The organism is Mesorhizobium sp. WSM4906, assembly GCF_029674625.1.
Classification (GTDB): Bacteria; Pseudomonadota; Alphaproteobacteria; order Rhizobiales; family Rhizobiaceae; genus Mesorhizobium.
This window is the reverse complement of sequence record NZ_CP121355.1, coordinates 2,660,907-2,681,389: the sequence shown is the minus strand read 5'-3', so window position 1 is coordinate 2,681,389 and position 20,483 is coordinate 2,660,907. Positions and strand designations below refer to the sequence as shown.

At 63.3% G+C, this 20,483-nt stretch carries 17 protein-coding genes; 11 read left to right on the top strand and 6 right to left on the bottom strand.

Annotated features, from left to right (window positions below):
- Positions 1-546: 546 nt before the first annotated feature.
- The 3 genes from choV to QAZ22_RS12735 form a co-directional block, all read right to left on the bottom strand.
- Positions 547-1,728: a choline ABC transporter ATP-binding protein gene (gene choV, locus QAZ22_RS12745; RefSeq protein ID WP_278074349.1), complete on the bottom strand. Its 1,182-nt coding sequence runs from the start codon at positions 1,726-1,728 to the stop codon at positions 547-549.
- A complete protein-coding gene (choW, locus tag QAZ22_RS12740; protein WP_278207125.1) occupies positions 1,725-2,579 on the bottom strand; it encodes a choline ABC transporter permease subunit in 855 nt (284 codons plus the stop codon). The genes choV and choW overlap by 4 nt, the downstream gene beginning before the upstream one ends.
- Positions 2,580-2,799: 220 nt before the next feature.
- Positions 2,800-3,735: a choline ABC transporter substrate-binding protein gene (locus QAZ22_RS12735; RefSeq protein ID WP_278207124.1), complete on the bottom strand. Its 936-nt coding sequence runs from the start codon at positions 3,733-3,735 to the stop codon at positions 2,800-2,802.
- Between the two features lie 232 nt (positions 3,736-3,967).
- Between QAZ22_RS12735 and QAZ22_RS12730 the strand changes: the two genes are divergently transcribed.
- The 8 genes from QAZ22_RS12730 to QAZ22_RS12695 all read left to right on the top strand — a co-directional run bounded on the left by QAZ22_RS12730 (position 3,968) and on the right by QAZ22_RS12695 (position 14,244).
- Positions 3,968-4,579 (top strand): thymidine kinase, encoded by a 612-nt coding sequence (locus QAZ22_RS12730; RefSeq protein WP_278207123.1) that lies wholly within the window; start codon positions 3,968-3,970, stop codon positions 4,577-4,579.
- A gap of 391 nt (positions 4,580-4,970) precedes the next feature.
- Entirely contained in the window at positions 4,971-6,059 is a 1,089-nt protein-coding gene (locus QAZ22_RS12725; RefSeq protein ID WP_278207122.1) for a hypothetical protein, read from the top strand.
- A 34-nt stretch (positions 6,060-6,093) separates the two neighbouring features.
- Entirely contained in the window at positions 6,094-7,242 is a 1,149-nt protein-coding gene (locus QAZ22_RS12720; RefSeq protein ID WP_278207121.1) for a hypothetical protein, read from the top strand.
- Between the two features lie 22 nt (positions 7,243-7,264).
- Positions 7,265-9,175, top strand: a complete 1,911-nt coding sequence (locus QAZ22_RS12715) for an ATP-binding protein (protein WP_278207120.1) — start codon at positions 7,265-7,267, stop codon at positions 9,173-9,175.
- A 101-nt stretch (positions 9,176-9,276) separates the two neighbouring features.
- Entirely contained in the window at positions 9,277-9,693 is a 417-nt protein-coding gene (locus QAZ22_RS12710; protein ID WP_278207119.1) for an endonuclease domain-containing protein, read from the top strand.
- 115 nt (positions 9,694-9,808) lie between these two features.
- Positions 9,809-11,113, top strand: coding sequence for a DUF6638 family protein (locus QAZ22_RS12705; protein WP_278207117.1), 1,305 nt, complete (start codon positions 9,809-9,811; stop codon positions 11,111-11,113).
- A gap of 15 nt (positions 11,114-11,128) precedes the next feature.
- Positions 11,129-12,253, top strand: coding sequence for a DUF2333 family protein (locus QAZ22_RS12700; RefSeq protein WP_278207116.1), 1,125 nt, complete (start codon positions 11,129-11,131; stop codon positions 12,251-12,253).
- A 311-nt stretch (positions 12,254-12,564) separates the two neighbouring features.
- On the top strand, positions 12,565-14,244 hold the full coding sequence (locus QAZ22_RS12695; RefSeq protein ID WP_278207115.1) for a formate--tetrahydrofolate ligase: 1,680 nt from the start codon (positions 12,565-12,567) through the stop codon (positions 14,242-14,244).
- A gap of 70 nt (positions 14,245-14,314) precedes the next feature.
- Here the strand turns inward: QAZ22_RS12695 and QAZ22_RS12690 are convergent, their stop codons facing one another.
- Both QAZ22_RS12690 and QAZ22_RS12685 read right to left on the bottom strand, forming a co-directional pair.
- Positions 14,315-15,631 carry a hypothetical protein gene (locus QAZ22_RS12690; RefSeq protein ID WP_278207114.1) on the bottom strand — a complete coding sequence of 439 codons (1,317 nt, stop codon included), beginning with the start codon at positions 15,629-15,631 and terminating at the stop codon, positions 14,315-14,317.
- A gap of 462 nt (positions 15,632-16,093) precedes the next feature.
- Positions 16,094-16,735 carry a cysteine hydrolase family protein gene (locus QAZ22_RS12685; RefSeq protein ID WP_278207113.1) on the bottom strand — a complete coding sequence of 214 codons (642 nt, stop codon included), beginning with the start codon at positions 16,733-16,735 and terminating at the stop codon, positions 16,094-16,096.
- Positions 16,736-16,861: 126 nt separating this feature from the next.
- On the opposite strand from QAZ22_RS12685, the gene QAZ22_RS12680 reads away from it, so the two are divergent.
- Positions 16,862-17,848, top strand: a complete 987-nt coding sequence (locus QAZ22_RS12680) for a helix-turn-helix domain-containing protein (RefSeq protein ID WP_278074363.1) — start codon at positions 16,862-16,864, stop codon at positions 17,846-17,848.
- On the opposite strand, the gene QAZ22_RS12675 is transcribed toward QAZ22_RS12680, so the two are convergent.
- A complete protein-coding gene (locus tag QAZ22_RS12675) occupies positions 17,835-18,392 on the bottom strand; it encodes a sugar O-acetyltransferase (protein ID WP_278207112.1) in 558 nt (185 codons plus the stop codon). The two genes, QAZ22_RS12680 and QAZ22_RS12675, sit on opposite strands and share 14 nt — an antisense overlap.
- A 231-nt stretch (positions 18,393-18,623) precedes the next feature.
- On the opposite strand from QAZ22_RS12675, the gene QAZ22_RS12670 reads away from it, so the two are divergent.
- Positions 18,624-19,085, top strand: coding sequence for a DUF4126 domain-containing protein (locus QAZ22_RS12670; protein ID WP_278207111.1), 462 nt, complete (start codon positions 18,624-18,626; stop codon positions 19,083-19,085).
- On the top strand, positions 19,082-20,458 hold the full coding sequence (locus tag QAZ22_RS12665; RefSeq protein ID WP_278207110.1) for an FAD-containing oxidoreductase: 1,377 nt from the start codon (positions 19,082-19,084) through the stop codon (positions 20,456-20,458). Before QAZ22_RS12670 ends, QAZ22_RS12665 begins: the two co-directional genes overlap by 4 nt.
- The last annotated feature ends 25 nt before the right edge of the window (positions 20,459-20,483 follow it).

Below are 20,483 nucleotides of genomic sequence, written 5' to 3'. Positions count from 1 at the left end.
TGATGCCGTAAGTGGCGACACCCAGCGCTTCTATCGCGCCGTTGTTGACGATATGCGCGTTGCCGCCCGCGGACAGGATGCCGATGGAGGCATCGCCTATTGCCAGGATGGTGCCGTCGTTCAGGATCGTCGCGTCCAGGCCCTGTGCGTTCACGTTGATGGCGCCGCCGCCCGACGTTTCGACCAGACCATGGTTGGTGAACGTCTGGGCCGGGCCGAACATGCGAACCGCATCGATGCCGGCGCCAGATGTTTCGATCGCTCCCGCTGGGCTGACGACGCCGGTTTCGCCCGCACCGGTCATCGTCTGCTGGCCGGCCGTCACGCCATTGCCGACGACAAAACTTTGGGAAAGCGCCGCGCCGCTTCCAAGCGAAACCGCGGCGAGGCCGGACAGCGCGACCGCGCCGGAAAGCCCTCTATGCGACGTCGGTATCACCCCCCTTGGCGCATGGGCACGCAACGAAAGGATTCTGCGCTCGGCGAACGCGAAAAACAAGCCTGAGGCGGCGCCCAAACTTCTGTTTGGACGCGTGCGAAAAATGCCTACCGCCTGAGCACCGCGCTCAGCACGTCCCGGATGCCGATCGCGCCGACGAAGCGCGAGCCTTCGTCGAAGAGTGCCACCGGGGCGGTCTGCGAACGATGCATGGCCAGCATCACCGTCTTCAGCGGCGTGCCGGGATTGGCCCAGAATACCTGCGCCCCTTCCTCCGGTTGGCGCTCGACATCGGCACAGGACACCCATACCGCCGGCTTCCCGTCGCGTTCGGCCGCCGCCACCAGGCCATGCTCGTCGATCTTGAAGCGCGTCGTCTTGCGCCGGTCGAGCCACACCCAGCCGTCTTCGCCCTGTTCCAGATCGCGACGGTCGCGCATCACGTTCCACGCCGTCAGCACCGAAAGCGGGTTCACGTTGGCGATGAAGTCGCGGACATAGTCGTTGGCCGGACGCAGCACGATGTCCTCCGGCGCGCCGGTCTGCACGATGCGGCCGCCTTCCATGATGGTGATGTGGCTGCCGATCTTCAGCGCCTCCTCGAGGTCGTGACTGACGAAGATGATGGTCTTCTTCAGCTCCGCCTGGAGCTGCAGGAGCTCGTCCTGCAGCTTGGTGCGGATCAGCGGGTCGAGCGCCGAGAACGGCTCGTCCATCAGCAGGATCGGCGCCTCGGTGGCGAAGGCACGCGCCAAGCCGACGCGCTGCTGCATGCCGCCCGAAAGCTCATGCGCGTATTTCTTCGACCATTGGTCGAGATGGACGAGTTGCAGCTGTTTCTGGACCCGCGCCTTGCGCTCGGCATCGGGCACGCCGGCAAGCTCGAGGCCGAAGCCGACATTTTCCTCGACGGTGCGCCACGGAAGCAGGCCAAACTGCTGGAACACCATCGCCACCTGCTTCTGGCGCAGCCGCCGCAAGGTCGCTTCGTCGCAGGTCACGACATCGACGGTGCGGTCGCCGTCATTGACCAACACCTGTCCCCGCGACACGACGTTGAGCCGGTTGACGGCTCTGAGCAGCGTCGACTTGCCGGAGCCCGACAGGCCCATCAGCACGGAAATCTCGCCTTCATTCACCGTGAGATTGGCCCCGGCGCAGCCCAGCACGTTGCCGGTCTTCTCGAGGATTTCGGCGCGGGTGGCGCCTTTGTCGATCAGCGCAAGCGAACCGGCCTGATCGGCGCCGAAGACGATATCGACATTCCTGAAGTCAACCGCGACGGTCATTTCTTGCCTCCCACGCCGATGCGCGTCATCCGGTCGAGCACGATGGCGAGCACGACGATTGCGAGGCCGGCCTCAAGTCCGAGGTCGATGCGGCGGGAGCCGAGCGCGCGGTTGATTTCGGTGCCGAGGCCGCCGGCGCCGATGAGCGCCGCGAACACCACCATCGACAGCGACAGCATGATCGATTGCGTCAGCCCCGCCATGATCGTCGGCAGCGCCGACGGCAGCTCCACCTTCCATAGGAGCTGGCGTTTGGTGGCACCAAACGCCTCACCCGCCTCGATGATCGCCGTGGGCACCGAAACCACGCCGAGGTGGGTGAGTCGTACTGCGGTCGGGATGACGAAGATGATGGTGACGATCAGGCCGGGTGCGTTGCCGAGCCCGAACAGCGTCAGAACCGGGATCAGATAGACGAAGGTCGGCAGCGTCTGCATCAGGTCGAGCACCGGCAACATGACGCGGTAGACCTTCGGCTTGTGCGCGGCCCAGATGCCGAGCGGCACGCCGATCGCCATCGCCATGGCGGCGGCGGCGACCACCAGCACCAGCGTCTGCACCGTCTGCTTCCAGAGGTTCTGGTTGATGATGAAGATCAGGCCGATGAAGACGCCGATGGCGAGCGGCCGCGAGCGCTGCAACAGCCAAGCGACGAGGGCGATGACCAGCGCCAGCAGCACCGGCGGCACCATCAGCAGGAGGTCCACCGCCCCGTCGAGGATGAAATTCAGGCCGTTTGAGAACGCCCGAAAGACGGTATCGAAATTGTCGGTGAGGAAGCCGAAGAAGGCCTTGCCCCATGGCCCGATCGGGATTTTGTAGTCGGTAAGGAATTTCGATATCGGATCCATCTTCCCCTCTCGGTTTCGCCGCACTTGCCGTACGGTCATTGTCTCGCAGCTTAATGCATGTCACCCAAAAGCGTGCGGCGGTTTTGGGAAAATGACATGCGCAAAAACAGAGATTTAAAGCGCGTCGCTTGAACCCGTTTCAGCGCGGCGCTTTAAGAAAAAGGGCAGCCTTTTCCAGTGGCTGCCCTTTTTCGGAGATCATGCCGGACTCAAAGCCGGCTCAGCTCCCAAGCGCGGTCTTGATGGCCGCGGCGGCATCGCCGCCGTCGAAGGTGGTCACGCCGGCAATCCAGGGAGTGATCGCGTCCGGATGCTTCTTCAGCCAGTCGGTCGCGACCGTCTGGGCGTCGCCGCCCTTGAGGATCGCATCCATCATCTCGCCTTCCATGTCGAGATTGAACTTCAGGTTGGCGATGAACTTGCCGGCATTGGGGCACTCGGTGGTGTAGCCCTTGCGCACATTGGTGTAGACGGTAGCGGCGCCGAAGCCGCTGTCGCCCATGCCGTCGAGATAGGTGATCTTCATGGCGCCCATCACCGGATGCGGCGTCCAGCCGAGGAAGGCGATCCACTCATTGTTCTTCATCGACTGCTCGGCCTGCGTCAGCATGCCGGCCTCCGACGATTCGACCAGCTCGAAGCCGGCGAGGTTGTCGGCCGGGTTCTTGATCATGTCGAGGATGATGCGGTTGCCGTCATTGCCGGCCTCGATGCCGTAGATCTTGCCGTTGAACTTGTCCTTGAACTTGCCGAGATCGGTCAGCGTCTTGACGCCGGCGTCGGCGACATAGGTCGGCACGACGATGCCGTAGCCGGCGCCGGTCAGATTGGTGCTGATCGTCTCGACCGAGCCGTCGGCGGTGTAGTCCTTGATGTCGTTGGTCATCGACGGCATCCAGTTGCCGAGGAAGACGTCGAGGTCCTTGTTCTTCAGCGAAGCCATGGTGACCGGCACCGAAAGCTGGATCACCTGCGGCTCGTAGCCGAGCGCGGTGAGCAGCACCGAGGCCAGCCCCGTGGTCGCCTGGATGTCGGTCCAGCCGACATCGGACAGGCGCACGGCCTTGCAGCTCGCCGGGTCGCCGGCATAGGCGGCGGTCGTGGACAGAAGCGCCGCCAGGCCGAGGCCGGCGACGGAAGATTTCATACGCGACATCAACTTTCTCCCATTGCAATTCGAGGCGGCTCGAAGTCACGGTTCTTGCGACCGCCTTGTTCCGTCAGCCAAACACCATTTTGAAGTGGTTTCAAGCGGGGCCACATCACGATGAACGGCGCGCGCTGGCCATTCAGCGACATGCAGCGTCTTTTCCGAAGCAAGCGCTTTTTTGGTGGAAGGAGCCGGCGCCCCCTTCCCCGCATTGCGGCAAGTGGGCTTAAAGACCCACATGGCAAAGCTCTACTTCAACTACGCAACGATGAATGCCGGCAAGACGACGATGCTCCTGCAGGCGTCCTACAACTATCGCGAACGCGGCATGACGACGATGCTTTTCGTCGCCGGCCATTATCGCAAGGGCGACAAGGGGCTGATCTCGTCGCGCATCGGCCTTGAGACCGAGGCGGAGGCGTTCCGCGACGGCGACGATCTCTATGCCCGCGTTGCCGAGCATCACGAGCATACGACCGTGCATTGCATCTTCGTCGACGAGGCGCAGTTTCTCGAGGAGGAGCAGGTCTGGCAGCTCGCACGCATCGCCGACCGGCTGAACATCCCTGTCATGTGCTACGGCCTGCGCACCGATTTCCAGGGCAAGCTGTTTTCCGGTTCGCGCGCGCTGCTTGCCATCGCCGACGACCTGCGCGAGGTGCGCACCATCTGCCGCTGCGGCCGCAAGGCGACGATGGTGGTACGCCTCGGTCCCGACGGCAAGGTGGCGAGGCAGGGCGAGCAGGTGGCGATCGGCAAGGACGTCTATGTCTCGCTCTGCCGCCGCCATTGGGAAGAGGAAATGGGCAGGGCGGCGCCAGACGACTTCATCGGCTTCGCCCGCAACTGAAGCGGAGAGCCTGCCGCCAGTCGGTAACCGGTTGCCACCCCTCTGCCTACTCAGGGCCGATCCGAAGCCCTGATCGGCATTCCGAGAGGCGCCGTCCGGCGATAGACCGGCCGACGATCGAATGATCTGCCGCGACTTGCCGCAAGAGTTTGGCCCGCCGCTCCAGCCGATGCCGGTCGCCGCGAAAACAAGAGCTTAAGGCATAGAAGCTGAAGCTGCTTGAAGGCCAGGCGCATTACTCGCGATTGGCATGCTTGCCTTGTCTTTCAAGGGCCTGACCAATTCTTTTGTTTTAACGCCTCTGCTTGTCTTCCTTCTTTCAATCCCTGGAGGCCCCACATATATTCGCCGCCACGTGCGACGAAACCGGATGCCGATGCGGGAGGCCCCTATGGCGACATTGCAGAATTTCGATGCCGAAATTGCCAAGACCAAGCAGGTCGTTGAGGACATGCGCACCAAGATCGAGCAGTCCGGCACCGTGCTCGACACCCTCGCCCAGGCCGATAAGAAGATCGGCGACGCCAATTTCGACATCGAGAACGCCCGCATCGAGGACGTGCTCAAGCAGCAGAAGGTCATGGAAGGCAACATTGCCGACCTGATCATCGGGCTTGAGGACGCCACCAACGTCTTCGGCGCCGAATTCGAGAGCATGAAGAACTACACCGGCTGGGAAAACTTCGTCGGTGTGTTCTCCGCGCAGCGCAAGCAGCGCATGCGCACCGACCGCGTGCGCAACATGTCGCTCGCCGGCAATCTGCAGGAACTGCTGGCGAAATCCGACACCATCGTCGGCATCCTGAAAGCCCAGAAGCAGATTCTCGACCAGCGCTACAAGACCTCCGAAACCAGCCTGTCGCAGGTGATCGAGCGCCGCAAGACCACGATGGCCAACCTCGAGGCGGTGCAGAAGCGCATCGAGGAGCTCAACCCGATGCTGCTCGACGTCGAGAACAAGATCGCCGCCTCGACGACCCAGAAGGAGCGCACCGAGCTCGAGGGCGAGCGCTCGAAGATGGCGACCGAATACAACGAGAAGCAGGCCAAGGAGCAGGAGCTGCTCGCCGAAAGCCAGACGCTGGAACGCTATACCTCGATGTTCCAGACATTCGTGGACTCCCTCAACAACCAGATCGCCGCGCAGTCGACGCTGATCAACAAGCTCACCATCGACACCGAGCAGCGCATCGTCCTGTATAAAGCGCTGGAAGACTCGCTGAAGACGGCCGCCCAGCAGGACGTTGCCCACAAGATCAACACGCTGGGCAGCCAGGTCGACAACACGGCGGAAGAGACGATGGCCGGCATCGGGGCCGCCTCGCAGAAGCACATCGGCGATCTGCTCGAGATGCATGAGAAGAACATGGTGGCGAGCGCCGACATCCAGCGCCGCAAGAAGCTCGCCGACGATGCCTTCGCCCGGCGCTTCGACGAGGTGATGAAGAAGCACAACGCCGCCAACTACGTGCAGCAGTAGGCGGCGTGCCGGCATTCTTCTCCAGGGCAGCGCCATGACCCCCGAAAACGAAGCTGCGGCGCGCTACTTCTCCGCCATCACGTCGGCGCTGAGCGGGCTGGAAGTGTTCATGCGCGACGATCGCTCGCCGCTCTACCGGCATGGCATCGTCGCCAAGATCGTCGCCGAATACATCGCCCGGCTGGACAAGTCCTTTGCCTGCTGGCGCAACCGGCTGGGCTTCATGGACACGTTCCGCATTTCGCGCGCCGATAGCGGCTACCCGGTGTTCCAGAACCTGCTCGAGCTGGAGAACGACCGCCGCCAGGCCGACAGCCGCCTAGCCAACATCCCGCAGGCCGGCGAGCTGCGCGAGGAGATGGCCGACTTCATCCTGCGCCACAAGGAATTTCCAGCGGCGCTGCAGAAGTCGATGGCCGAGCGGCTCTATCTGGAGGACGTCAGGAGCAAGGCGACCTTCGGTCCCTTCATCCTGGCACAGACGGCGAAGGTCTCGGTCAACCCGAAGACCATGCGGCCTTATTATCTCGTCCATTGGGCATCGTTCGACGGCAGCGCCAACCTGCCGCTGGTCTACATGGTGACGGTCGAGGACTCTTCCGAAAGCATGGTGCGCCAACTCGTTGACGACAGCACCGGCAAGCTGAACGAGCGCGTCGATATTCCATTGCCCGTGGATGGCCTGCTCAACCCCGAGCTCGCCCACCGCTTCGACGATTTCACCGAGAAGAATTCGGCCTACACGCTGTCGCCGGCGACGATCGCCGTCAATCTCGACAAGGATTTCGAGCCGCTGCACCCGAAGCAGCTGCGGCGCGTCGTGCTTGGACCTTTCTATTCGGCAGGGATCACCGAGAACAATTCGACGGTCACGGAGGTCCTGGCCAAGGTGCGCAAGCCCGAAAACGCCTGGCTGCTCACCTGGACCATCCAGGAGGTCTTTTCCAAGGGCGAGAAGCCCGGCCGCAAGGGCCTGTTCTCCAGCGAAAAGACGACGCAGGAATTCTTCATCAACACCGACGACCTCGAAGCCGCGCGCCAGGGCGTGTCGAGCTACGAGAACCACGCGCTGATCCCGCACGAGGCCTATCAGGCGCTATACGCCGCCGGCGAGGCGCAGAAGATCTTTTCCGGCTACAAGGTCCACATCCTGTCGAACGGGCAGGTCATCAGCGACGTCTGATTTCAACCGCGGAGCATCCTTCATGGACACCGGGCTGACCACGATCTCGGAAGCGGCAATCGAAAAGCACCGCGCCACCGCGCAGAGCTTCATCACCCGCATCGTCGTGCTGGAGGATCCCGCGCGCGAATCCGGCACCGCGCTCGCCGGCACCAACCGGCGCTTCGTCTCGACCGTATCGGTCGGCTCGGTGCGGCACACGCGCGAAGTCGAGCTGTCGAAGACGGTCGCCGCGATCCATCCCGACGACCAGCTGATGAGCATCCCGCAGCACACGCTTCTGTTCCGCGCCCGCCGCGGCCTGGCGATCGCGCTGGCCATATCGGATGTCTTTGCCGAGGGTTCCGATCTCGAAAGCCTGCAGGCGAAGAACGCCCGGGCTCCGCTCGAAGGCGACGAGGCTGCGAGGTTCAAGAGACTGTTGTCGGCCGCGGCCTATGTTTCGGCCTTCAGCTTCGCCTCCTACCTGTTCCAGCTGATCGACAGTGACGGCGAGGCGCCGAACGACAGTCCCGAACCCGACTTCCTCTTCGACACGCCGCAGGATGCGGTGAAGTCCATCGTGGCCGGGCTCGACAAGGCGATTGCCGGTTCGAAGGACGACGCCGACCTGATGACGCGGGCGCGTGCCTTTGCCCGCGTCGCCATCGATGGACTCTTGGCCCGTAAGGGGCGCTTCGACGGCATCGGCCCGTTCGAGAACGCGCATATCCGCATCGACGTCGACGACTTCACCATCGACGGCTTCGACGTGGCGCCAGGCAAGCGTTTGAAGCCGCTGGTGATGACCTTCAAGAAACCGGAAGAAGTCGTCGGCAACCACATCGCCAAATTCCAGTCGGTCAGGCTGGCCAAGATGCTGATGGCCTATGATTTCGAGCGCGAGCTGAACCCCGTCGTCGAGCTCGGCGGCTTCCTGTTCACCTTCATCGGCGACGGCGCGCCCGGTACCGGCAAGACGACACTGATCCAGATGATCGCCGGTCTCGTCAACGACTACTGCCAGGTCGCCGGCTATCCCTTCGTCTACGAGAATTTCGGCGTCGACCAGATCTCGTCCTACCAGGGCAAGTCGGGCCAGAACTGCCGCCAGTTCATCAACAACGTGCTCAATCCGCGAACCATCGGCTTCGGCACCATCGACGACATCGACCAGGTCGCGGCGCGCCGCTCCGACGACCGCGCGTCCGCCGGCCAGCAGGAGATCACCGGCGTCTTGATGGACGCCTTTGCCGGTGCTTCCACCGTGGTGCGCGGCAACTGCTCCTTCGGCATGTTTTCCAACTATCCCGAGAATGTCGACGATGCGCTGCGCCAGCGCGCCGGCGCCCGCTGGCTGGTCGACGGCCCGCAGACCCGCGACGACTACATCGACATCTTCGTGCTGCTTGCCGGCAAGAACCACAAGATCCCGCTGGGCGACCACAAGCTCTACGCGGCGCAGGAAATCCAGCGCGCCGTGGCCGAGGCCTATGAGGAGCACGAGAAGCCGCAGGAAGACGGGCTGTCGAAGGTCTATGAACGCTACATGAAGGAAAACGGCGCACCGAAGACCATGGCCGACATCGGCACCTACCTGCACATGATCAAGGACGCCGAACCGCGCTTCACCGGCCGCGCCATCAAGAACGTCACCGACGCGATAAAAATGCGCGCCATGGACATCGAGATGCCGGACGACTGGTTCGAGAAGCCGGAAGCCTTCATGCACAAGAGCTACGACGACAAGAAGGCGATGATCGAGGAACTGCGCGGCCCGTTCTCGATGGAGATGGTCATGCAGGAGATCAACCGTTACGCCGATTCCGAATTCCGCTATTCCGACAGGTCCGACGACGCCGCGGTGGAGAAGCTGCTGCGCGACGCGCGCCTGCGCGAGCGTGCGGCACGCGAGATGGAGGAGCTGAAGAAGAAGGGGCTGTGGAATGCTTGATGTTGCTTCGCTGCCCACGTGTGCTGAAAGACGTAGCTCTAACGCTGGCGCCCCCCTCTCCCCGTTCTTCACGGGGAGAGGGTAAGGGTGAGGGGCAGCGCATGCGTGGACCGGTAATCGAGACGACGAAGCGAGCACGGCGATTGCGCCAGTCAGACAACGATGCCGAAGGCGCACTTTGGCACGAGCTGCGTGATCGCAGATTGAACGGCTACAAATTCGTGCGGCAGTTCCCCATAGGCAGGTATTTCGCTGATTTTGCCTGCAGGGAATGCCAGCTTGTTGTCGAAGTTGATGGGAGCCAGCATATCGCGAACAAACATGATCAGATTCGCGATCGCTTCATGGTGTCAGCCGGCTGGTCCGTCCTCCGCTTTTGGAACGTCGACGTTTTGAAGGACAGGGAGGCGGTGCTTGAGACCATACTGGCGGCCGTCGAGCAGCGTTTAGAGCGCCACATCGATACACACGACCTTCGATTTATTGCCGCCGAAGGTTATGGGGAGACATATCCTTGACCGTTCGCGCCGCCCCTCACCCTTACCCTCTCCCCGTGAAGAACGGGGAGAGGGGGACGCCAACGTTGGCGCTCCATCCTTCGCCCACACAGGAAAATCTCACTGGGTCGCCCAAATGACCCCTAGCAAAAAGCCCGACCTGCTGCGCGACAACGAGCTGATCTACGGCAGGCTGCTCGCTGTCGACGAGCCGCACCTCGTCCAGCGCTACAACAAGGCGCTCGTCGCCTTCGGCCTCGAGCCCACCAAGCTGACGAGCTTCCAGATCGACCGCACCGGTTTTTCGCCCGAGGTGGCCGAGGAATGCGGCGACTACGACTATCTCGATCCCAACGAGGTCAACCGCCGCTTCATCATCCTGACGCCGTCGCAGATCGACCTGCCGGTGGTGCACACCGCCTTTTCCAACACCTCGCAGCTGATGTTCGAATTCATGTCCAAGAACCAGCGCGCCATCGACGCTCTGACCATCAAGGACGTCATCTACGGCGAGATCGAGGACTCCGTTCCCAAGGTCAACGACATCGAGGATCTGCTTTCGATCAACCAGGTCGAGTTCAAGGTGCTGTCGGCCGAGGACGTGCTGGGCAAGGCGGCCGAGCTCGGCAAGCTTGTCGACCGGCTGAAACAGGAGCCCGACGCCTGGCGCGACGACGCCATGCTCGAGCGCATGGTCGATCTCGCCAAGGTCTGCGGCGACATCCGCGAGAACGCGCTTGTCCCCGACCAGGTGATCTTCCGCCACAATGCCTACTGGACGAGCCATTTCGGCGGGCTCTACGTCTTTGTCGATCCCGATATGACGACGGTGATCTGCGACCCGGCAGCACCGGGCTTCCGCCGCTCGCGGCCGTGGCAGGTGAGCTATCTGTCGATCAACGACGCCGACAAGGTGTTCCGTTTCCTCGCCGCCACCGGTCGCCTTGACTTGCCGCGCGCCTCCTGGATCGAGGCCTCGGGCTATCTCGAGCATCGCGCCGAGATGGTGGTGCGGGCGCTGATCCGCGACGCCGAGCCCAACCGCAACCTGACGGATGTCGACAAGGTCTGGCTGCAGACCTGGATCCACGGCCATGCCGACCTGATTGCCAGCGACGGCAACTTCCCGTTCCTCAACGCCGCCAAGCGCGAGATCGCCCAGTTCGGCCATCTCAAGGTCGAGGACGTTCCGCCGCGCCAGCGCTTCCTGGTCGTGCGCGCCAGGCCCGATCATCCCGATGCCTGGCTCACCAACCAGCTGATCTCGGATTTCGTGCCGCAGGACATCGTCTCGCGTTACGTCTTCAACAAACCGGGCTTCTACAGGGACTTCGACGGCTTCAGCGACGCCTGGCGATCGCATGTTGTGGACGTTCTGAAAACCACATATTTGAAGGACAAGGCGGCGTTCCGCGCGCGCCTTTACGGCTTGACTGACTGAGGGGTGACGAGAGCCATGCTTGATCCGATCGTGAATTTCTTCACCCAGATTTTCCAATGGATCGGCCGCGGCATCGGCTTCGTCGTCGGCATCATCCTATGGCCGTTCATGTGGGTCGGCCGCTGGTACGGGCAGCGCGGCTGGATCCTGAAGGCGGTGGTGGGCCTCGCCATCCTGGTGCTGATCGGCCTTTACGCCAATTTCTTCTATGCCACCCAGTGGTGGAACAATTTCGAGCCGAACTATCCCGACAAATACACCTTCGAGACGCGCAACGTGTCGGCCGGCGAGCAGGTTTCTGCCGGCGCCGGCACCGACACGGCCAAAACCTGCGGCAACTCGGCGATCGCCCAGGTGGCGGCCGATCTTACCGACTTCAATGTCAACCAGAATGCCTGGATCTCGTCGATGATCCTCTACAAGCTCGGCTTGTTCGGCATCGACTGGGACCACACGCCATGGATGGACAACAAGGCCTCTTTCCAGCGTGGCATCAACCAGGCGGTGCGGCGCACCGCGACCGAGCTTGCCGACAATCTCGGACGCGTGCGCACGACCTCGCAGATCGACAGCGACCTGCAGGACGCGCGCGGCAATCTGCAATTCGACGAATACACATGGTATTTCGGCTTGAACCCGTTCGGCCCGAAGACGCCGACGCCGAGCTATTATCGCGACGCGGTGCGCAAGCTGCGCTCCTTCAATGCACGGCTGGCCACCTGCCAGGCGACGTTTGACGCCCGCGCCGACAATCTGAAGCAATATATCGACCGTATCGCCAGCGACATCGGCTCGACCTCGGCGATCCTCAAGGAGCGCGCCGAGAACCACAATGACGGCTGGTTCGACTTCCGCGCCGACGATCGCTTCTGGTTCGCCTACGGCCAGCTCTATGCCTATTACGGGCTGATGAAGGGCGCTCAGGCAGACTTCGAGGGCGTGATCAAGGAAAAGCACCTGCAGAACCTGTGGGACACGATGGACGCGCAGTTCGTCTCGGCGCTGCGCATCCAGCCCTTCATCATCGCCAATGGACGCGAGGACGGCTGGCTCCTGCCGACGCATCTGACGACCATGGGCTTCTATGTCCTGCGCGTGCGCTCCAACATGGTCGAGATCAGCAACGTGCTGACCCAATAGCCTGACCAGCCGACAGTTGGGGCTGGCGGATTTGCGCCGTCGCCTCTGTCGCTTTTCGCGTATTGCACGGCTGTTTTGAGACGGCGGAGCGACACCCGCTCTGGCTTCTATACGGCGCAACGACCGGGCGCCGAAGACGCCGGCAAGGTCGGCCCGGGAACAGTAAACTTTCTTCACAGGAAACATAGTTGCATGAAAGTTGACGCCGTGACAGCGACAGGGTTAGAACATGCCCTTGCGTCCGGGCGGCGTTTCGATCATGCAGCGATCGAAGCCCTCCCCTCCACCGCTCATTTCAGAGGAAAGCCGTCATGGCCGAAGTGAAGTCCGATATCGAGATCGCGCGCGCCGCTAACAAGAAACCGATCCAGGAGATCGGCGCCAAGATCGGCATCCCGTACGAGCACCTGCTGCCATATGGCCACGACAAGGCGAAGATCTCGGCCGAGTTCATCAAGTCGGTGAAGGGTAACAAGGACGGCAAGCTGATCCTGGTCACCGCCATCAACCCCACTCCCGCCGGCGAAGGCAAGACGACCACCACGGTCGGCCTCGGCGACGGCCTGAACCGCATCGGCAAGAAGGCGGTCGTGTGCATCCGCGAAGCCTCGCTCGGCCCGAACTTCGGCATGAAGGGCGGAGCGGCCGGCGGCGGCCTCGCCCAGGTGGTGCCGATGGACGACATGAACCTCCACTTCACCGGCGATTTCCACGCCATCACCACGGCCCATAACCTGCTTTCGGCGCTGATCGACAACCACATCTATTGGGGCAACGAGCTCGGCATCGACATCCGCCGCGTGGCCTGGCGCCGCGTCATGGACATGAACGACCGGGCGCTGCGCGAGATCATCTGCTCGCTGGGCGGCGTCGCCAACGGCTTCCCGCGCGAGGCAGGCTTCGACATAACCGTCGCCTCGGAAGTGATGGCGATCCTGTGCCTGGCCACCGACCTCAAGGACCTCGAGAAGCGTCTCGGCGACATCATCGTCGCCTACCGCCGTGACAAGTCGCCGGTCTATGCCCGCGACCTCAAGGCCGACGGCGCCATGGCCGTGCTTCTGAAGGATGCCATCCAGCCCAACCTGGTGCAGACCCTTGAGAACAACCCGGCCTTCGTGCATGGCGGTCCGTTCGCCAACATCGCGCATGGCTGCAACTCGGTCGTCGCCACCACGACGGCGCTCAAGCTTGCCGACTATGTCGTCACCGAAGCCGGCTTCGGCGCCGACCTCGGCGCCGAAAAATTCTTCGACATCAAGTGTCGTAAGGCAGGCCTCAAGCCGGCCGCCGCCGTCATCGTCGCCACCGTGCGCGCCATGAAGATGAATGGCGGCGTCAAGAAGGAAGACCTCGGCAAGGAGAACATCGAGGCGGTCAAGAAGGGCTGCCTCAACCTCGGCCGCCACATCGAGAACGTGAAGCAGTTCGGCGTGCCGGCGGTGGTCGCGATCAACCACTTCACCACCGACACCGAGGCCGAGATCCAGGCGATGAAGGACTTCGTCAAGGCGCAGGGCGCCGAGGCGATCCTGTGCAAGCACTGGGCGCAAGGCTCCGCCGGCATTGAGGATTTGGCGAGGAAGGTGGTCGAGATCGCCGAATCCGGCGCCTCGCAGTTCTCGCCGCTCTATCCCGACGAGATGCCGCTGTTCGAGAAGGTCAACACCATCGTCAAGCGCATCTACCGCGGCGACGAGGCGATCGCCGACAAGTCGATCCGCGACCAGCTGCATGCCTGGGAGCAGGCCGGCTACGGCAACCTGCCGGTCTGCATGGCCAAGACACAGTACTCTTTCTCGACCGACCCGAACCTGCGCGGCGCGCCGACCGGCCACACCGTGCCGGTGCGCGAGGTGAGGCTTTCGGCCGGCGCCGGCTTCGTCGTCATCATCTGCGGCGAGATCATGACCATGCCGGGCCTGCCCAAGGCGCCATCCTCGGAAAAGATCTTCCTCAACGAACAGGGTCAGATCGAGGGTCTGTTCTAAACATTCTTCGAGCTGAGAATGACCAAGGGCGCCGCGCTGCCGCGGCGCCCTTTTTGCTTGCCCGGATTCCTCAAGCCGCCGTCGAGGAACCGAACTTCTTGATGCCTACGACCGACGTGCTGACGAACTGGTCGAGGAGGGTGAAGAAGATATCCAGGCTGAAGCCGAACAGGAAGGCGAAGGTGAACAGGCTGAAGCCTATCGCTGAAGCCTGACCGCCAAGCTTCGTGTCAGGCCCCAAGAACCAGGCCAGCACCATGCCCGCCAGCGCTCCCAGGACGACCCTGTGAACCAGTCGCGCCAATGTCGGGTTAGGCAGCAGCGGGTTCAGGATCATGCGCATGTGAAACATGATGGCGCCCAGGCTTCCGTAAAGTGCCGGCAGTATCCAGAGCGCATAGGGGCTCAAGACGGCGTTGAGGCCTCCTATCTGCGCGGTCATCATGTAAATTGAACTGGGGGTAAGGGTGATCACGCCGCTGCACTGAAGACTGCGGGTGGCCTCCTCATACTCGCTGTTCGCATCGAGCTCGGGGCTTGTGCCTGCCGACGCGGCGCCGCCAGGCTCCTTGCCCGCGGGAGTGCCGGGTTGCGCGCAAGCTGGATTTCCCCCTGCCGGTGCCCCGCCCACCGGTCCCGCATATTCCGACTTTGCCGACGCCACCCCCTGATTGCAAAGCTGGTTTGTGATCGCCTGCTGCGGATCGTAGATCTGACCATTGCCCGCCGCGCCCGCGGTTACCAGCGACTGCACCTTGCAATAGGCCGATTGCATCCCCCAGATCGGGAAACGCGCCTCTCGGGTCATGAAGCTTTGGGAATTCGCCCAAAGGGCGACGAACCGCTGGTCGAGCAAATGAAGGCTGTCCTCGGCGTTGTAGTAGACATCCTCAAGAAGATTTATGTCGCTTTGCGACAGGCCGCCCGATGCGGCCGATCGCAATTGCTTCTGCGTCGTCCAGACCTGGCGCACCGCCTGGCCGAAGCGAACGCTGAAATTGTCCTTGTTTATGTCTTGCAGCTCGGCGCTCAAGGAGACGCCCCTGTTGTAGACATATGTCATCTTGCCTGTGATCACCATCAGGATCACCGACAGCGCCACCAGCAAATAGGTTGCTATCGCGGCCCTGCGTGAGGTGTCGCCAGGCGACCACCCGGAGCGAAGTGCCGCCAGCGTGGAAAACGGCACGACACCCGAACAGTCGTTCAAGACCTTCTGGAGATTGACCACCGCCGGCTGGCTGGCCGTCACATCGCCAAGCTTCTCGGCATCGCCAATGGCCGCGAACAGCGAATTGTCCTTGAAGACCCCATAGCGACCATAGCCCGCCACCAGCTTCGCGTCTTTCAGCAGCCCGGTCACAAGAGGATCAACAGGAGCGGTCATCGACGTCGGCTCTCACTCATCGCCTCGCTAGCCCAGAACCCCGGGCACGTAGCCATATTGCGACGGGCACCCGCATGGATATCCGGGCGGCCCGGGCGGCTGCGCCCAGCACCAGAAGAATTGGGTGAAGCAGATGGTCCCTGGCGCGTGTGGAGGAACTTGCGCGAAGGCGGGCCACGGCAACATCGCGGCTCCGACGGCAAGCGTCAGGACAACCACGGTTCGTGCAATGCGCGCTTCCAATCCAGCCCCCGGCCAACCGCGCTTACCAATGCGGCATCACTCTCTGGAAGTGCCGGCTGGACTTCTGTGAAGTGGGTCACGCGCCTCATGAATTTTCATGCCAAGCAACAGGCGCCGCATCGCTGCGGCGCCTGTTGCTGAACCGGCTTCGGGACAAAGACATGCGTCAAATCGGAAACCTAAAGCGCATGGCGCGAATCTGAAAGATCGCGACGCGCTTTAGGCGGCGTTGCGTGCCAGCGCCCGCTGGTTGGACGCATAGATCGTGTCACGTTCCGGCAGGGCGCCGGTCTTCAGGCAATCGATCCATTCGGCGGTCTTCAGCACGGCGGCGAAGCGCGACTGCAGCACGACGCTCACCACCCGATGGATATCCTCGGCTGACGCGTGGCCGGCGCTGTTGGCGTAGGGCACCGAGCCGCTGGCGTCCGAGAGGAATTCGACGGCAAAGCCCATGTGCACGGCATGGATGATGGTCGACAGATCGCAATTATGCGTCATGTAGCCGACGACCACGATCGTATCGATGTGGTTGGCGCGCAGCCAGTCCTCGAGGTCCGTGCCGGTGAAGGCGGAAGGCAGCGTCTTTTCGACATAATGGTCGCGCGCGCGCCTCGCGATCTCGGGATGCAGCTCGCCGCCATGACTGCCCTTGGCAAAGAACGGCGCTGATTCCGGCGCCATCTGCTTGACGACGACGATCTTGATGCCGGCAGCAGTGGCGGCGTCCATCGCGCGCGCCACATTGGCGACGCTGTCGGCGAAGGGCGGATGCTGGATGGCGAGATTGCCGCCGTCATAGTCGTTCTGGACATCGACGACGACGAGCGCGCGGCGCGGCTGGGTGGCTGATGCTGACATGGCTTTTTCCTTTCGAACGGGTTGATGAGCGCAAAGCTAGGCCGGATATCCACTCGCAGAAAGTGTCCCAATTGACATTAGTCGAAAGAATTGGGACACTGTTGCCGCAACCCAATGGTGTCTGCCATGCACAATCCGATCATCGCCGCCGTCGCATTCGACGGCATCAGCCCCTTCCATCTTTCCGTGCCATGCCTGGTTTTCGGCGCGGACCGTACCAAGCTCGGCCTGCCGCGCTTCGACTTCCGTGTTTGCGCGGCCGAACAAGGGCCAATTCATACCGATGCCGGTTTGACCATCTCGGTCCCGCATGATCTTTCGGCGCTCGACGAAGCCGACATCGTCATCATCCCCAGCTGGAAGGATCTCGACGCGCCTCTGGCCGCTCCGCTCAAGGATGCGCTCGAACGGGCACACGAACGTGGCGCGCTGATCGTGGGCCTGTGCCTCGGCACCTTCGCCATTGCCGCCGCCGGACTGCTGGCGGGACGCAAGGCGACCACGCACTGGGCCTATACAGATCAGCTCAAGACCCTTCATCCCGATATCGCCGTCGACGCCGACGTGCTCTACGTCGACGACGGCGACATCGTCACCTCAGCCGGCGTCGCCGCCGGGCTGGACTGCTGCCTGCACATCGTGCGCGCCCGCTATGGCGCCGAGGCGGCGCTTCGGCTTGCCCGCCACGTCGTGCTTTCGCCGCATCGGCAAGGCGGACAGGCCCAGTTCATCGAACGCCCGCTCGCGCCGACGCCGACCGCCGACCGCTTCGCCAAGGCCTTGGACGAGGTGCGGGCGACGCTCGGCGACGCGCACAGCCTGGACAGCGTCGCCGAAGCAGCGGGCCTTACCCGCCGCACCTTCACGCGCCGCTTCCAGAAGTCGACCGGCACCAGCTTCGGCGACTGGCTGGCCGGCCAGCGCGTGGCGCTGGCGCAGCGGCTGCTGGAACAGACGGACAAGTCGATGGATATGGTGGCCTTCGAGGCCGGCTTCGGCAGCGCCACTTCGCTGCGGCAGCATTTCGCCGCGCGGCTCAGGACCTCGCCGATGCAATATCGGCGCGAGTTCTCTCGAAGCGCTCAGGTATCGGACGCGCTCAGCCTCTTGTAACGACCCGCGCCGGGTTGCCGACCACTGTCATGTTGGCCGGCACGTCGTGCGTCACCACCGCGCCCGCTCCGACGATTGCGCCTTCGCCGATGCTGATGCCGGCAAGGATCACCGCGCTGCCGCCGATCCAGGCATTGTCGCCGATCGTCACCGGTTTGGCGATCTCCAGTCCGGCAAGCCGCCCAGCGGCCTCCCGATGATGCTCGGCGCAGTAGATCTGCACGTTGGGACCAAGCATGGCTCCCTTGCCGATGCGCACCGGCGCGGTATCGAGAATGGTGCAGCCTGTGTTGAGGAAGACGCCATCGCCGAGGAAGAGGTTGAAGCCGTAGGCGCAGTGGAATCCTCCCTCGATGCGCGCGCCCTCGCCCGCGCCGCCCAGCAGCGCCCGCAAAGCCGGGCCTATGTCGCCGCGCTGCCGGGGCGACAGGCCGTTGTGCTCGAACACCGCGTCGCGCGCGGCGACGCGCATGGCCTCCAGCTCCGCGTCGAGGCAAGTGTACCATTCGCCCGCCGCCATCTTCATGCGCTCGCTTGTCGTCATGGCCGCTCCTCCGATGCTGCCTGCTGCCAAAGCACAATTCGCCCCTGAAACATGTCTCCCGAAAGTGGGAACCGGTTTCGGAGACATGCGTAAAATCAAAAAACCTAAAGCGCATGGAGCGAACCTGAAAGATCGCCACGCGCTTTAGGGAAAAGCCGTGGCCAAAAGCCCGGCCTATGCTAGCCTTACGTCTCGGGGCCGTGCGAGGTCCCGGATTTGAGGGGGTCGATCATGCTTTACATTCTTGCATTGCTGATTGGCGGGGTTGCCGGCCTACGCGCCATGACGGCGCCGGCGACAGTCGCGTGGGGTGCTTGGCTCGGCTGGCTGCCGGTCGCCGGCACCTGGGCGAGCTTCATGGGCCATTGGATCGCTGTCGGCATCTTCACCATCCTGGCGATCGTCGAGCTCGTCACCGACCAGTTGCCGTCGACGCCGAGCCGCAAGGTGCCGCAGCAGTTCGGCGCCCGCATCGTCATCGGCGCCTTCACCGGCGCGGTGATCGGCGCGACCGCCGGCGCGACCATCGGCGGCCTCATTGCTGGCGCGATCGGCGCGGTCATCGGCACGCTGGGCGGCGCGGAAGCCCGTTCGAGACTGGCAGCCGCGTTCGGCAAGGACCCACCCGCAGCCTTCATCGAGGACGCGGTCGCGGTCATCGGCGGCCTGCTCATCGTGGCGGCGGTCGCATGAGCGCGAAGGTCTTCGACGCCATCATTATCGGTGCAGGTCAGGCCGGCACCCCACTCGCCGGCCGCTTGACTGCGGCCGGCATGAGCGTAGCGCTGATCGAGCGCAAGCTAGTGGGCGGCACCTGCGTCAACACCGGCTGCATCCCGACCAAGACGATGGTGGCGAGCGCCTATGCCGCCCATCTTGCCCGCCGCGCCGCCGACTATGGCGTGACCCTCTCCGGCCCGGTCGGCGTCGACTACAAGGCAATCAAGGCGCGCAAGGACAAGGTGTCGGGCGCTTCCCGCTCTGGGCTGGAGACCTGGATCGCGGGCATGGAGAAATGCACGCTCTACCGTGGTCATGCGCGCTTCGTATCCGCCAACACCGTGCGCGTCGGCGACGATCTGCTGACCGCGCCAAAAATCTTCCTCAACACCGGCGGGCGCGCATCGGTGCCCGACCTTCCCGGCATCGACGACGTCCCCTATCTCACCAATTCCTCGATGATGGATCTCGATGTGCTGCCCAGCCATCTCGTCGTCGTCGGCGGCAGCTACATCTCGCTCGAATTCGCGCAGATGTTCCGCCGTTTCGGTTCCGAGGTCACGGTGATCGAAAAAGCGCCGCGGCTGACCGGCCGCGAGGACGAGGATGTCTCGGCCGCCATCCGGTCGATCCTCGAAAACGAGGGCATCGCCGTCCATGTCGGCGCCGACGACATCGCCTTCGCCAGGAAAGGCAACGGCATCGCCGTGACCTTCTCCGCCGGCAAGCCGCCGGCGGTCGGCTCGCATGTGCTGCTGGCCTTGGGCCGCGTCCCCAACACCGACGACCTCGGCCTCGACAAGGCCGGCGTCGAAGTCGACCAGCGCGGCTACGTTGTCGTCGACGACCAGCTGCGCACCAGCGTGCCCGGCATCTGGGCGATGGGCGACTGCAACGGCAAGGGCGCCTTCACCCATACTTCCTACAACGACTACGAGATCGTCGCCGCCAATCTGCTCGACAACGACCCGCGCCGGGTGAGCGACCGCATCGAGGCCTATGCGCTCTATGTCGATCCGCCACTCGGTCGCTGCGGCATGACCGAGGCCGCGGTGAAGAAATCCGGCCGCCGGGCGCTCGTCGGCCAGCGGCCGATGACCCGTGTCGGCCGCGCCGTCGAAAAGGGCGAGACGCAGGGCTTCATGAAAATCCTGGCCGATGCCGACACCGGCGAAATCCTCGGCTGCTCGATCCTCGGCCCGGGCGGCGACGAGGCGATCCACTCGATACTCGACCTCATGTACGCCAAGGCGCCGATCTCGACGCTGGCGCGCGCCATGCACATCCACCCCAATGTCTCGGAACTTCTGCCGACCATCGCCCAGGAACTGAAGCCGCTCGCCTGAGGCTGGACAAGCCGCTTCAGGCCGT

Bases quoted from the DNA above. Each gene is read 5' to 3' on its own strand.
- QAZ22_RS12735 (WP_278207124.1), bottom strand. From the start codon at position 3,735: ATGTCGCGTATGAAATCTTCCGTCGCCGGCCTCGGCCTGGCGGCGCTT.
- QAZ22_RS12710 (WP_278207119.1), top strand. From the start codon at position 9,277: ATGCGTGGACCGGTAATCGAGACGACGAAGCGAGCACGGCGATTGCGC.
- choW (WP_278207125.1), bottom strand. From the start codon at position 2,579: ATGGATCCGATATCGAAATTCCTTACCGACTACAAAATCCCGATCGGG.
- QAZ22_RS12720 (WP_278207121.1), top strand. From the start codon at position 6,094: ATGACCCCCGAAAACGAAGCTGCGGCGCGCTACTTCTCCGCCATCACG.
- QAZ22_RS12665 (WP_278207110.1), top strand. From the start codon at position 19,082: ATGAGCGCGAAGGTCTTCGACGCCATCATTATCGGTGCAGGTCAGGCC.
- QAZ22_RS12685 (WP_278207113.1), bottom strand. From the start codon at position 16,735: ATGTCAGCATCAGCCACCCAGCCGCGCCGCGCGCTCGTCGTCGTCGAT.
- QAZ22_RS12700 (WP_278207116.1), top strand. From the start codon at position 11,129: ATGCTTGATCCGATCGTGAATTTCTTCACCCAGATTTTCCAATGGATC.
- QAZ22_RS12730 (WP_278207123.1), top strand. From the start codon at position 3,968: ATGGCAAAGCTCTACTTCAACTACGCAACGATGAATGCCGGCAAGACG.
- QAZ22_RS12675 (WP_278207112.1), bottom strand. From the start codon at position 18,392: ATGACGACAAGCGAGCGCATGAAGATGGCGGCGGGCGAATGGTACACT.
- QAZ22_RS12705 (WP_278207117.1), top strand. From the start codon at position 9,809: ATGACCCCTAGCAAAAAGCCCGACCTGCTGCGCGACAACGAGCTGATC.
- choV (WP_278074349.1), bottom strand. From the start codon at position 1,728: ATGACCGTCGCGGTTGACTTCAGGAATGTCGATATCGTCTTCGGCGCC.
- QAZ22_RS12715 (WP_278207120.1), top strand. From the start codon at position 7,265: ATGGACACCGGGCTGACCACGATCTCGGAAGCGGCAATCGAAAAGCAC.
- QAZ22_RS12690 (WP_278207114.1), bottom strand. From the start codon at position 15,631: ATGACCGCTCCTGTTGATCCTCTTGTGACCGGGCTGCTGAAAGACGCG.
- QAZ22_RS12670 (WP_278207111.1), top strand. From the start codon at position 18,624: ATGCTTTACATTCTTGCATTGCTGATTGGCGGGGTTGCCGGCCTACGC.
- QAZ22_RS12725 (WP_278207122.1), top strand. From the start codon at position 4,971: ATGGCGACATTGCAGAATTTCGATGCCGAAATTGCCAAGACCAAGCAG.
- QAZ22_RS12680 (WP_278074363.1), top strand. From the start codon at position 16,862: ATGCACAATCCGATCATCGCCGCCGTCGCATTCGACGGCATCAGCCCC.
- QAZ22_RS12695 (WP_278207115.1), top strand. From the start codon at position 12,565: ATGGCCGAAGTGAAGTCCGATATCGAGATCGCGCGCGCCGCTAACAAG.